This window comes from Bradyrhizobium sp. BR14999 (genome assembly GCF_056106085.1).
In genome coordinates, this window is sequence record NZ_CM148536.1 from 6,603,088 (window position 1) to 6,615,399 (window position 12,312).

12 protein-coding genes are annotated in these 12,312 nt (G+C 64.6%); 2 read left to right on the top strand and 10 right to left on the bottom strand.

Annotated features, from left to right (window positions below):
* Positions 1-18: 18 nt before the first annotated feature.
* From ACR9YP_RS30975 to ACR9YP_RS31020, 10 genes are all read right to left on the bottom strand, one after another.
* Positions 19-969: a PDR/VanB family oxidoreductase gene (locus ACR9YP_RS30975; RefSeq protein ID WP_438109539.1), complete on the bottom strand. Its 951-nt coding sequence runs from the start codon at positions 967-969 to the stop codon at positions 19-21.
* A 119-nt stretch (positions 970-1,088) separates the two neighbouring features.
* The gene (locus ACR9YP_RS30980; protein ID WP_474217798.1) at positions 1,089-1,706 is read right to left on the bottom strand and encodes a flavin reductase family protein; all 618 of its coding nucleotides are present in this window, start codon (positions 1,704-1,706) and stop codon (positions 1,089-1,091) included.
* A 228-nt stretch (positions 1,707-1,934) separates the two neighbouring features.
* Positions 1,935-3,059, bottom strand: coding sequence for a mandelate racemase/muconate lactonizing enzyme family protein (locus tag ACR9YP_RS30985; RefSeq protein WP_438109541.1), 1,125 nt, complete (start codon positions 3,057-3,059; stop codon positions 1,935-1,937).
* Positions 3,060-3,104: 45 nt separating this feature from the next.
* Positions 3,105-4,142 carry a tagatose 1,6-diphosphate aldolase gene (locus tag ACR9YP_RS30990; protein ID WP_438109542.1) on the bottom strand — a complete coding sequence of 346 codons (1,038 nt, stop codon included), beginning with the start codon at positions 4,140-4,142 and terminating at the stop codon, positions 3,105-3,107.
* Positions 4,139-5,098, bottom strand: coding sequence for a sugar kinase (locus ACR9YP_RS30995; protein ID WP_438109543.1), 960 nt, complete (start codon positions 5,096-5,098; stop codon positions 4,139-4,141). Before ACR9YP_RS30995 ends, ACR9YP_RS30990 begins: the two co-directional genes overlap by 4 nt.
* Complete coding sequence (locus ACR9YP_RS31000) at positions 5,095-6,168, bottom strand: ABC transporter ATP-binding protein (RefSeq protein ID WP_438109544.1); 1,074 nt, start codon at positions 6,166-6,168, stop codon at positions 5,095-5,097. The genes ACR9YP_RS30995 and ACR9YP_RS31000 overlap by 4 nt, the downstream gene beginning before the upstream one ends.
* 6 nt (positions 6,169-6,174) lie before the next feature.
* Positions 6,175-7,179, bottom strand: coding sequence for a zinc-dependent alcohol dehydrogenase family protein (locus ACR9YP_RS31005; protein ID WP_438109545.1), 1,005 nt, complete (start codon positions 7,177-7,179; stop codon positions 6,175-6,177).
* Positions 7,180-7,186: 7 nt separating this feature from the next.
* A complete protein-coding gene (locus ACR9YP_RS31010) occupies positions 7,187-8,014 on the bottom strand; it encodes a carbohydrate ABC transporter permease (RefSeq protein WP_438109546.1) in 828 nt (275 codons plus the stop codon).
* 4 nt (positions 8,015-8,018) lie between these two features.
* A complete protein-coding gene (locus ACR9YP_RS31015; RefSeq protein WP_438109547.1) occupies positions 8,019-8,906 on the bottom strand; it encodes a carbohydrate ABC transporter permease in 888 nt (295 codons plus the stop codon).
* Positions 8,907-8,967: 61 nt separating this feature from the next.
* On the bottom strand, positions 8,968-10,269 hold the full coding sequence (locus tag ACR9YP_RS31020) for an ABC transporter substrate-binding protein (protein ID WP_438109548.1): 1,302 nt from the start codon (positions 10,267-10,269) through the stop codon (positions 8,968-8,970).
* Between the two features lie 193 nt (positions 10,270-10,462).
* Here ACR9YP_RS31020 and ACR9YP_RS31025 point away from each other — a divergent pair, with 193 nt between their 5' ends.
* Positions 10,463-11,503 (top strand): LacI family DNA-binding transcriptional regulator, encoded by a 1,041-nt coding sequence (locus tag ACR9YP_RS31025; protein WP_474217799.1) that lies wholly within the window; start codon positions 10,463-10,465, stop codon positions 11,501-11,503.
* A gap of 10 nt (positions 11,504-11,513) precedes the next feature.
* Positions 11,514-12,248, top strand: coding sequence for an SDR family NAD(P)-dependent oxidoreductase (locus tag ACR9YP_RS31030; RefSeq protein ID WP_438109550.1), 735 nt, complete (start codon positions 11,514-11,516; stop codon positions 12,246-12,248).
* The last annotated feature ends 64 nt before the right edge of the window (positions 12,249-12,312 follow it).

Below are 12,312 nucleotides of genomic sequence, written 5' to 3' on the forward strand. Positions count from 1 at the left end.
GACGTTCCTGTCCTCGTCCTAGAGATCCAGCACCAGCCGTTCCGATTTTGCGCGCGATACACAGATCTGCATGACCTTGTTGGACGCCTTCTCGGCGTCGCTCAGGATGACATCGCGATGATCGGGAACGCCTGCGACCACGCCGCACTGGCAGATGCCGCAATCGCCGCGCCGGCAGTCGAAGAGAACCTCGTGCCCCGCCGCTTCCAGCGCCTCGATGATGCTGCGATCGGCCGCGACCGGGATGACCTCGCCCGTCGATCTGAGCTCCACCTCGAACTGGCGGTTCGGCGCACCGGGCGGCTCCGCCTTGAAGAGCTCGTCGTGGATGCGATCGGCGGCAATGCCGCTGGCGAGAGCTGCGGCCTTCACCGCTTCGATCATGCCTGCGGGACCGCAGACATAGACATGGGCGTTCGCAGGCGAGCAGTGCAGCGCCGCTGCGATGTCCAGGCACGAAGCGTCGTTGTCGTAATGGACGGACAGGGTGCTCGCGCACACCGTTTCCAGTTGCGGCAGGAACGCCAGCAGACCCGGCGCCCGTCCGGCGTAGTGAAGATGGTGGGCAACGCCCCTCGCCTTCAGCTCGGCCGCCATGGACAGGATCGGCGTGATGCCGATGCCGCCGGCGAACAGCAGCGCAGGCGCATCGTCCTCATGCAGCGGGAAATTGTTGACGGGCGCCGAAGCCGTCACGACATCGCCGATCTCGAGCGCATGCATGAAGGCCGAGCCGCCGGTCGACGTCAGCTCGCGCAGAACGCCGAGCGCAAGGACTCCCTCGGGCAGGCCCGGCAGGGCCATCAGCGAGTAAGGCCGGTCTCCCCCGCTTGGCAGCGACACGCGGATATGCGCACCCGCCTGCCATCGCGGAACCGCACCGCCCTCCACGCCGAACAGAAGGCCTCGGATCGTCGGCGTCTCCGCCGTGACCGACTGCACCTTGAGCCTCAGCGGATGCGTGTCCATTGGCCGGGTCTTGCAATATATGAATTTGCATATTTTTAGACATATAATAATTTGGATGTCAATCGCTCGCTCGGGTCGACAGGCGTTGGGCCCAACCCGAGGCCTGGCGCCGGCCGCCCCTATTCGATCGGTGCCGGCCGCACCAGCTGGAAGAGCTCGCGAGGCCTCGCATACCAACCCGAGCCGTGCATGCGGGCAATGAGGTCGAGGTTGACCGTATCGATATGGCCTCGGCGCGCGTCGATCACGAACTGCTCGGCCACGTGAGCGCAGACGATCTCGCCGATCACGGCGATTTGCCGGGGTCCGGTCTCATGGACCGAGAGGGAGCGACATTCGAACGCAACCGGGCATCCCTTGATGAGCGGAGGCGAAATCATCTGCGCGGGGAGCGTCTCCAGCCCCGCAATCTCAATCTCGTCGATCTCGGAGGGAGCATCGACCGCGGTCGCGTTCATCGCTTCTGCCATCTGGTGCGGCACCAGGTGGACGGCGAACTCACCCATCTCGACGATATTCTGCGCCGTGTCCTTCAAGCCTCGCTGCGGATGACGCAGCAAGCCGAGCACCACCGTCGGCGGCTCATGCCCGAGAACGTTGAAGAAGCTGAAGGGCGCCGCATTGGCGATCCCATCCCGCGACCTCGTCGTCACCCACGCGATGGGTCGCGGCGTAACGGTCGCGGTAAGGATCTTGTAGCGGATATCCGCCGGAAGCTGACCCATATCGAAGAGCATCGGTCCCCCAATTGCGCGCGCGAACGGAGCTGACGGCTGAGAAGTTAGGCCCCGCAGCCAAATGCGAGACGTTTTATTTGGTCATAGACATATGACGAGGTCAAATAAGCGCGCAACGGCATCAGCCGCTGTCGTGATGCCCTGCTGCCGAACTTCACCGCCCTGTCCGCACCGATCTTCGACCAAGCCGGATTCATGATCGCGGCCATCACGATACGAGTCTCTTATCTAAATGGTGCGATGATGCTCGATAGATGACAGATCAGGCATTATTCCGAGCCCCGGGTCTTGGTCCAATTCAACGGTGCCTTCCCTCACATTGAGGACCGGGCCGCAAAACAGATCGCGCAATGGATTGTCGTTGGCATCGACTTCCAGCCAGCCATCACCTCCGATAGCGGCGAGGAGATGCGCGGATGCAAGCAAGCCGAGGCCTCCACCGAGATAGTGCGGGCAAAACGTCTTGCCCACCTTCAGAATGTCGCGCGCCAGTGGGGCGCAGACACTGAGGCCGCCCCATTTTGCAATATCGGGCTGAACCACGCCGAGCACGCCTTCGGCCAGAACCTCCTTGAAGCCTTCGGCGCTCGAAATGTTTTCGCCGGCGGCAATCGGCATCTTCGCTGCGGCGCGCAGTCTGCGCCATTCCTCGCGCGGTCGATCGGCGCGAATCGGCTCTTCCAGCCAGCGCAGATCGAACTCGGCAAGCCGCGGCAGCATCTCCATCGCCTGCGTGACTGACCAGCCCTGATTGGCATCGGTGGCAAGCATGCCGGCGCCGACGATCTGACGCAGCGTGGCCAAATTGGCGAGATCGGTCTCGGCGCCGAAGCCAACCTTCAGCTTCAGCGCGCGATGGCCGCGCTTGAGCGCGGCCTCCGCCGTCTGCGCGGCTCCGCCGGGATTGATGCCGCTGGCATAGACCTTGATCTTGCGCGACTGACCGCCGAGAAGCCGCCACAACGGCAAGCGCCGGCGGCGCGCCGAGAGGTCCCACAGCGCGAGATCGATGCCCGAAATCGCCTGCGCGAACGGACCGGGTTCACCGCATTGAAGCGCCAGAACTTCGGTGCCCTTGGTCAGCGCCTCGAAGGCCTGGCCAGGACCGTCGAACTTGCGTCCGACGAGGCCGGGGGCGAGCACCTCGTTGACGAGCCGGGCGCGATGCTCCGCGCCCGGAGCTGGAAAATTGGACCAGGCCTCACCCCATCCCTCGACGCCGTCTTCGTCGACGGCGCGAACGAAAACGGCGGGACGGTTGAGCATCTTGCCGAACGACGTCACCACCGGCGTCGCCAACGGATAGCGATAGCAGAATGCCTCGATCGAGCGGATGGTGAAGCTGTCAGTCATGTTTGCGGATCCTGCGATCGGGATGAACCACGCAGAGCCACTATCTCAATAGGCGCGCGCAAAGTCACCTTCCTGCTTGATGTCAGTGAATACCGGAAAGCGCGCCTTCCACGGCGTGCCCTTGGCCGTGGTCAGCTGGTTGAGCCGCTCCAGCACGCCGAGGCCGTCCTTGCGCAGGCTGGCCGACACCGCTGCACGATCCGGAAAATTCTTCAGGACGGCATCGAGCCAGATGGTGCGGCCCGCGAGGAAGCCGCCCGCTCCCGCCGCATAGGCGAAGTCGAGGACGCGCTCGAACTTTTCCGGTGCAGCGCCGCCCGACAGCAGCACCCAGGGGATGCTGCGCTCACGGCAGATATCGCCGATCGCATCGAACTGCTTCTGTGCGGCCTTCGCTTCCGCGCTGCCGTCGCGGGCCGGCAGGCTGCCCGCCGCAAGCGGGCTCTCCAGCTTGAGGAGATCGACGCCGTATTCGGGCTTGGCAAACTCGCGCACGCTGTCGATGACGAGGCCCGGGAGCTTGCCCGGCGATTCCACGTAGTCGGCGGTGTGATTGGCGCTGCCGAGGAACGGGTAAACCAGCAGCTCGAGGACATAGGGAATGTCGTGACGGGCGCAGTCCTCGCCGATCTCGCGCACGAAACGCTTCTGGTGCTCGTTCACCGCAGCGTCGGCATCCGGCCGGTACCAGGCCAGCACCTTGACGGCGTCGCCGCCCATGGCGCGGATCTTCTCCACGCTCCAATTGGTTATCGCGCGCGACTTGCGGCCGCCCGCGGTTTCCTCGACGCGGTGCTCCTCGAGCGTCATGATCAGGCCGCAGCGCGGCGGCAACAGATCGATCGCGGCGGGCACGGCAAAGTTCGGGTCGAACAGCATCGAGCTGCAATGCGGCGCGAGGTTCTCGACGAGAAGACGCTTGGCCGCCGTGACATCGGAATATTCGACCTGATCCCGCGTGATGCCCTTTGCCTTGGCGATGGCGTCGAACAGTGGCGGCCGCTGGTCCAGCGCGACCATGCGAAAGTGGCCATCCGCGTCAGCCAGCCGTGCCAGGCCGCGGTTCTTTCCAATCGTTCTCATGGCTTCGTCCTCATGAATGCAAGACACTCGTTGATATCGGGGATTCCGTTGCGGCCACCGGCATGGCGGCATTTCATAGCGGCTGTCGCCGCCGAAAACGCCATGGCGGCGCGCACATCGAGGCCGCCGCCGATCGCAAGCGCATAGGCGCCGTGAAAGACGTCGCCGGCGCCCGTGGTGTCGACGACCTCGACGGCATAGGCCGCCTGCCGATGCGACTGGCCGTTCTCGTACCAGCTCACGCCTCCCTCGCCGCGCGTGACGGCGATGACCCGGCAGCCGAAGCGCGCGAGCGCCGCGAGAGAGTCATCCTTGGCCGAGCCGGCAAAAGATGTGAGCGCAGGCTCGGAGAAGATCGCGTGGTCGGTCAGCGGCAGCAGCCGCTCGAACACCTCGGCGTCGGCCATGTCGCCGTCGAGCACAGTCGGAATGCCGCGCGCGCGGGCTTCGCGGAACAGCGTCGCTGCGCCCTCGACCCAGCGCGGATCGGCCAGCACGGAGGATGCGCGCGCGACGGCTTCGAGCGGAAGCCAATCCGCGGCTTCCGGAAAGAGCCCGCGGAAATTGACGATCTGCCGCTCACCGGAACTGTCGACGATGATCCCGGAAACGGACGAGCGGCCGTCGGGAAACAGCCGAAAATTCTCGACATCGATGCCTTCGGCCGTGAAGGCCGATTTCATCTCGTGGCCGGCGGCGTCATTTCCTGCCCGCCCCCAGAACGCGACGGACGCGCCGAGCCTTGCGATCGCGACCGAAGCGTTGGCAGCCATGCCGCCGCCAAGCGTGCCGTAACCGACAGCCTTGACCTTCTCGCTTTGACCCGCGAACAGGCGATCGACGCGCCAGACCTGGTCGAGCGCCGACAGACCCAGGCAGATCACGTGTACGGACCTGGCCTTTGACGCCACGTCCGCCAGCACCGAGAGATCACCGATGTGCGTAGATGCACTCACCGCAGGACCTGTCCGTTGGCCGCATCGAACAAATGCGTCTTGCCTGCTAGCGGACGAAGGCTGAGACGATCGCCAACCTTCGGCCGCAGCGATGGATCGACCCGCGCGATCGCGGAGGCGCCGGCGAGATCGAAATGGATCAGCGTATCCGAGCCGAGCGGTTCGACCAGCTTGACGTTGATGGCAAGTCCGTCGACGGCATCCGCGGCCACGGCGAAATGTTCAGGGCGGACGCCGAGCACGGCGTTGCCGGCCTGACGCAGGCGGCCTGCGGCCTCGCCGTCCAGCGGCACTGCCGTTCCGCCTTGCGAAAGGATCGCGCGCTCTTGCCGCCACTCGACCGGGAAGAAATTCATGGCGGGCGAACCGATGAAGCCGGCGACGAACTGATTGGCGGGACGCTCGTAGACCGTCTCCGGCGTGTCGTATTGCTGGATCGTGCCGCTCTGGAGCACCACGATCCGGTCGGCCATGGTCATGGCTTCGATCTGGTCGTGCGTGACGAAGACCATGGTGGTCTTCAGCTCCTGCGACAGCGCCTTGATCTCGGCCCGCACCTGTCCGCGCAGCTTTGCGTCGAGATTGGACAGCGGCTCGTCGAACAGGAACGCCTTGGGATTGCGCACGATGGCGCGGCCCATGGCGACGCGCTGACGCTGGCCACCCGACAGCTCCTTCGGCTTGCGGTCGAGATAAGGCTCGATGTGCAACAACGCCGCGGCACGCTTGACGCGCGCGTCGATCTCCGCCTTCGGCACGCCACGCAACTCCAGCGCAAACGACATGTTGTCGTAGACCTTCATGTGCGGATAGAGCGCGTAATCTTGGAACACCATCGCGATGTCGCGCTGCGCGGCCTGCACGCCGTTGACGCGCTTGTCGCCGATATAGAGGTCTCCCGACGAAATCGGCTCGAGCCCGGCGATGATGCGCAGCAAGGTCGACTTGCCGCAGCCCGACGGGCCGACGAAGACGACGAATTCATGGTCCGCGATCTCCAGGTTGAGATCGGGGATCACGGTGAAATTGCCGTAGCGCTTGACGAGATTGCGGATCGATATCGAGGCCATGATCGCTCAGTCCAGCGCCAGAACCGGCTTGATCAGCTCACCCTTGGCGAAGCGGGCGAAATTCTCGGGCAGAGCCGACAGGCCGAACTCGCCATCGACGAGGACGCGGTATTCGTCCTTGTACTTGCGCAGCAACTCGACATTCGGCTCGAAATCCGAGACCGGGAAGTAGAAGGTGCGGATCATGTAGAAATCCTTGCGGCGGAATACCTTGCCTTCCTCGATGGTCCAAGGCGCGGCGTTCTCGCCGACCAGCACCACGGCGCCGCGCGGCAGCACCAGCTCGATGCCGAGGTTGCGCGCCGCATGCGCGCCGGAGCATTCCATGATGAGGGCAAAGCGCCTGGAGGTATCGCCGACGGGGTGCGCCTTTGCGCCGAAGGATTGCGCGATCTTGAGCCGCGCGGCATTGGGATCAGCGACATAGACGTTGTCGTAGCCGAGTGCGCGGAGCGCCAGCACGACGCCGAGGCCGACGGGCCCTGCCCCCATCACCAGAACCGGGCCGGCTTCGGCCGGCGGCACGACGCGGCCGACGAAGCGCACGGCGTGGCCGGACGTGCCGATGGTGTCGAGCAGCAACGGCGCAAGGCTGTCCTCGATATCATCGGGCACCGGCAGCAGGCAGTTTTCCGGCACCGGCACATATTCGGCATAGCCGCCCGGCCTGTTCCAGCCGATCAGGCTGGAGACTTCCAGGCACATCTGGGTATCGCCGCGCATGCAGGCCGCGCAGTGATCGCAGTGCAAGGGGATATAGACGGCGCAGCGCCGGCCGTGCAGGCGATGACCGGGCTGCTCGACGACGCCAAAAATCTCGTGGCCCGCGGTGAACTCGGCGCCCTTGTGCCAGAGCTTGAAGTCGGAGCCGCACAGCGCGGTGCGCGAGACGCGCACGAGCACCTCGCCTGTGCCGACATCGGGCATCGCCACACGCTCGATGGTGATGCGGTCGTTGCCGTGAAAGACCGCGGCCTGCATGATCGAATTCGGACGAGGTGACATATTCATCAGATAACTAACCTTTCACCGCACCGAGCGTCAGCCCGGAGACCAGCCAGCGCTGGACGAGGGCTGCCAGCACCAGCGGCGGCAATGCGATCAACGTCGCCGCGGCCATTAGCGCGCCCCATTGCGTCGAGCCTTCGCCGATGAAGTTGAAGGCCGCCGCGATCAGCGTCTTGGTGTCGCCGTTGGAGAGCACCAGCGCAAACAGGAAGTAGTTCCACGAGAACACGAAAGCGAGGATCGCCGCGACGGCGACGCCGGATGCCACCAGTGGCAGCGCGATGCGCCAGAGGATGCGCGTGGCGCTGCATCCATCGACCTGCGCCGCCTCGAACACGCTGCGCGGGATGCCGTCGAACGACGGCAGCAGGACCCAGATCACGATCGGCAGCGTGATCACCGCGTGGCTGAGGATCAGCGCGGTGTAGGAGCCGATCATGCCGACCTGCCGGAACATGACATACCATGGCAGCAGAAACAGCGTGCCGGGTGCCATGCGGGCGGCCAGCGTCAGGATCGCCGGCCACGAAATCCGGGTCCAGGAGACCGCGAAGGCGGCGGGGATTCCGAACAGCAGCCCAAGCGCGGTCGAGCCGACGGTGACGATGAGGCTGTTGAGCGCATAGCTCAGGAACGGCGTGGTCTTGGTCAGCTCGACATAGTTGTCCAAGGTCGGCGTGAAGATCAGCGTCGGCGGATAGGCAGTGACCTCGAAGGACGGCTTGAACGAGGACAGCACCATCCAGACCGTCGGCGCCATGATGATGATCCCGGCAAGCACGAGCTGCACCAGGTTGAGCCAGCGGATCCAGCGGTCGGTGTTGGCAGCGTCGGTCATGATGTCACCAGGCGACTGCGCCGCGCAGGCGGTTGAAGGCGAGCACCGCGCCGAACACGATCGCCGTCAGCGTCAGCATCAAGGCGCTGGCATAGCCGATGTTGAAGAATTCGAAGCCGACCCGGAAGCCGTAGATATTGAGCGTATTCGACGCGTTGCCCGGGCCGCCCTGGGTGGTGATGTAGATGATGTCGAAAAAGCGCAGGAGATCGACGCTGCGCAGGATCGCCGCGGTGACGATGGTGGGCAGCAGCAGCGGCAGCGTGATGCGCTGGAAGGTCCTGAACGGGGATGCACCGTCGATCTGCGCGGCCTCATAGACGCTCGGCGGGAGAGATTGCAGGCCGCCCAGCACGATCAAGGCGACGTAAGGCGTCCACTGCCAGCTGTCGATCAGAGCAACCGTCGGAATGACCAGCGATGGCGAGGCCAGCCACTCCGACGGCGGCAGGCCGAACGCTTGCAGGATGTAGTTGGCCGCCCCCAGCGAGGGATCGAGGATCACCAGCCACATCATGCCCGCCACCACCGGCGGCATCATGAACGGCGAGATGAACAGTGAGCGCACGATCCCCGGCAGGCGCTTGGCGTGAAACAACACCAGTGCGAGCCAGACGCCGAAGACGAGCTGCAGTACCAGCGACAGCACATAGAGCGCGATCGTGACCCACAGCCCGTGCCAGAACTCGTAGTCGGAGACGAGCCTGGAATAATTGGCGAGGCCCGCGAAGGACTGCTTGCCGGTCGAGGAGAAATTCTGGAAGCCGAGCCAGACCGTATAGACGACGGGAAACGCGATCATCGCGACCGTGAAGATCACGGCCGGCGCCGAAAGCGCCGACATTTCCAGCTTCTGCCGGTCCTGCGTGAGTGTCGCAGCCGCATCAGACATGCGTGCGTTTCCTTGAGAATGAGGAGGCGCCGGCTGGCAGCAAGCCAGCCGGCACCGAGCGTTACTTCTGCGCGATCAGCGCATCCAGCGCCTTGTCGGCATCTGCGCAGGCCTGGTCGATCGGCTTCTGCTTCAGGATCAGATCCTGCACCGCCTGGCCGATGAACTCGCGCGATTCCGGGTTCGCCACGATGGGATAGCCGACCTCGGACGAGCCCTTGGTGGCGAGCACGTCGAGCGCGGCCTGCCATTCCTTGCGGACCGGCTCCTCGTCGATCCACTTGCGATAGTCGGGATCCTTGGCGACCGACGGACGCGGCGGGGCAATGCCCTGGAGCGCCATCTTCTTCTGCACCTCGGGGCTGGTCGCCCATTGCACGAAGTACCAGGCCGCCTCTGGCTGCTTGCTGTGCGAGGACACCGCCATGCCCCAGCCGATCGTGGTCGGCACCTGGCCGGCCTCGCCCGCCGGGAACGGCAACAGGCCGGTGTCCTTCAACCGCGCCCCGCCTTCCATCACCGTGCGCAATTCATTTGAGGATTCGAACGCCATCGCGGCGCGCCCGCCGCGATAGAGCGCGGAAATCTGCTGGAAGCTGTAGTTGACGACGCCGGGCGGTCCGAAGTCGCGCAGCAGCCGGCTATAGGTGTCGAGCGCCTCCTTGCCCTTGGCCGAGCACAGGTTCGACTTGCCGCCGGCAATGTAACTGCCGCCGATATTGTGCAGCATGTTGCTGAAGGTGTAGGCGACCGCGGGCTTGAGACCGCGCGAGACGAACGGCGTCACCGCACTGTCGCAGGTCTTGATCTTCGCGGCGGCTGCTTCGACATCCTTGATGGTCTTGGGCGCCTCGAGGCCGCACTTCTTGAAGATGTCGGTGCGGTAATACAAGATCGGACCCTCGATGTTCATCGGCATGCTGGTCAGCTTGCCGCCGAATGTCGCGGCCTTCAGCAGCGCCTGGCTCAGCCCTGCCGGATCGTATTCCTTGGCCACCTCGTTCTTGGCCATCGCGGAGAGATCGCCGTACCAGCCGGCGGCGGCGAACTGCTCGCCCTCGCGCGAGGGTAGCGTCATGAACGTGTCGACCTCGTCGCTGTTCGCGTTCATGACGGTGACCAGGCGCTGGCGCATCTGCTGCTCCTGATAGCCGTCGACCTTCAGGGTCATGCCGGTCAGCTTCTCGAAATCGGCCTTGTAGGTCAGCAGCGCCTGCGCGACCGGATTGTTGTTGGCGAGAAAGGTGACGGTCTTGCCCTTGAACTTCATCCAGTCGAAATCGGCCGCGTGCGCCTGCGCACTGGCCGCCGCAATCGCGAGAACGGGCAACGCGACATGGGTCGCGAGCATCCTAGCCTTCATCGAACTCTCCTCCCGGCTGGCCGCCTTAAGCTGGCGGACCTTTTTGAACACGTTTGAGCACCACTTGAAAACGGTTACAATCTAGACCTCACATCCACGGTGTCAAGCGATGGACAGGCGTCACATTCTGCGGCAGATTTGCATCATCTTTCGTGACTTCACGGCTCACCACGCAGGATGTAACGTTACATTCATGAGACTGACCAACGCCAAGTCCGTGAAACAGGGCATCCGCGCCGTGGCGGCCCGCGCCGGCGTGTCGACGGCGTCGGTCTCGCGCGCTCTCAACAATCCCGATGCGGTGAGCCCATCCCTGCGTGCGCGCATCGAACAGGCCATCGACGCGCTCGGTTACATCCCGCATGCGCCAGCGCGCATCCTGTCGTCGCGGCGCTCGCGCACCCTTGGCGCGATCGTGCCGACGATCGACAACACGATGTTCGCGCGCGGCATCGCCTCGCTCCAGCAGTATCTCTCCTCGGTCGGGTACATGCTGTTTCTCACCACGAGCGGATATGATCTCGATGTCGAATTGCAGCAGGCGCGCAACCTGATCAGCCGCGGCGTCGACGGCCTCGTGCTGCGCGGCGATTGCCATCACGACGGATTGCGCAAGCTGCTGGCCGACAACGCAGTGCCGTTCATCAATGTCGGCATCTATCAGCCTGATCGGCCCTACCCCTGCGTCGGCACGGACAATGAGGCAGCCGCCCATCGCGCCGCCGCGCATGTCATCGAGCTCGGCCATCGCCGCATCGGGATCGTCTCGGCACTCCAGCGCAACAACGACCGCGCCAGCGCCCGCGTCGCCGGCTTTCGCCGTGCGCTGGCCGAGAACGGGCTCGAGCTTCCGTCGCAATGGCATGTCGAGGTGCCCTATACGCTGGACGACGCACGCGAGGCGGCGCGCTATCTCCTCAACCTCAAAGACCGTCCAACGGCCGTGGTGTGCGGCAACGACGTCATCGCCTATGGCGTGTTGCTCGAGGCGGAGCGCGACGGGTTTTCTGTGCCGCGCGATCTGTCGGTGGTCGGCTTCGACGACCTCGACTGGAGCCGCCATTTGCGGCCGAGCCTGACCACGATCCACGTCCCGACCGCAGAAACCTGGCAGCGCGCCGGAGAATATCTGGTGCGCAGCCTCGCCGGCGAGCAGACCATCATGCATCGCGAGATCGACTTCTCGCTGGTGGTCCGCGAATCGACGGCTCCGCCTCCGAAATCCCTGAAGTGAGACACTCCCGATGAATTCGAATTTCTCTCTCGCAGCCGGCTTTCATGCCGTCGTGATCGGCGGCGCCGGCGACATTGGCGCGGCGATCAGCAACCAGTTTTGCGATCTCGGCGCGACAGTGACTGCAACCGGCGCGAACGAGGCCGATCTTGCCCGCACCCTGCTCAAGCCACGCACCGGGCTCACGCTCGCAACGCTGGATGTCACCGATGATGCTGCCGTCACGTCCTTCGCGCGGCAGCACACGCGCGTCGACGCGCTGGTCAACTGCGCCGGCATTCTCGCGCGCGACAAGGAGTTCGAGATCGAGACCTTCATGAAGGTGCTGGACGTCAATCTCACCGGTACGTTCCGGACCTGCATGGCGTTCCACCCGCGGCTCGCGGAGACGAAGGGCTCGATCGTCAACATCGCCTCGATGAACGCGACGCTGGCGCTGCCGCGGATTCCCGCCTATTGCGCCAGCAAAGGCGGCGTCGTGATGCTGACCAAGGCGCTGGCTTTGAAGTGGGCCGAGGAAGGCATCCGCGTCAATGCGGTGGCGCCCGGCTATATCGAAACGGCGATCAATGCCGCCGGCCGCACCGACCGCGCCCATTATCAGCGCATCGCCGACCGGACCGCGTTCAAGCGCTGGGGACAGCCGGAGGACATCGCCGGAGCCGTCGCCTTCCTATGCATGCCGGCTTCGCAATATGCGACCGGCACCGTGGTCGCGGTGGACGGAGGATTCCTCGCGGGATGAACCCGCATCCGCGACCTGTTGCACCGCGAAACCATTTGCGCCGCAACATCCAAAATGAGACTGC

Coding starts and splice junctions, on each gene's coding strand:
- ACR9YP_RS31030 (WP_438109550.1), top strand. CDS start 11,514: ATGAATTCGAATTTCTCTCTCGCAGCCGGCTTTCATGCCGTCGTGATC.
- ACR9YP_RS30985 (WP_438109541.1), bottom strand. CDS start 3,059: ATGACTGACAGCTTCACCATCCGCTCGATCGAGGCATTCTGCTATCGC.
- ACR9YP_RS31025 (WP_474217799.1), top strand. CDS start 10,463: ATGAGACTGACCAACGCCAAGTCCGTGAAACAGGGCATCCGCGCCGTG.
- ACR9YP_RS31010 (WP_438109546.1), bottom strand. CDS start 8,014: ATGACCGACGCTGCCAACACCGACCGCTGGATCCGCTGGCTCAACCTG.
- ACR9YP_RS30980 (WP_474217798.1), bottom strand. CDS start 1,706: ATGCTCTTCGATATGGGTCAGCTTCCGGCGGATATCCGCTACAAGATC.
- ACR9YP_RS31020 (WP_438109548.1), bottom strand. CDS start 10,269: ATGAAGGCTAGGATGCTCGCGACCCATGTCGCGTTGCCCGTTCTCGCG.
- ACR9YP_RS30990 (WP_438109542.1), bottom strand. CDS start 4,142: ATGAGAACGATTGGAAAGAACCGCGGCCTGGCACGGCTGGCTGACGCG.
- ACR9YP_RS31000 (WP_438109544.1), bottom strand. CDS start 6,168: ATGGCCTCGATATCGATCCGCAATCTCGTCAAGCGCTACGGCAATTTC.
- ACR9YP_RS31005 (WP_438109545.1), bottom strand. CDS start 7,179: ATGAATATGTCACCTCGTCCGAATTCGATCATGCAGGCCGCGGTCTTT.
- ACR9YP_RS30975 (WP_438109539.1), bottom strand. CDS start 969: ATGGACACGCATCCGCTGAGGCTCAAGGTGCAGTCGGTCACGGCGGAG.
- ACR9YP_RS31015 (WP_438109547.1), bottom strand. CDS start 8,906: ATGTCTGATGCGGCTGCGACACTCACGCAGGACCGGCAGAAGCTGGAA.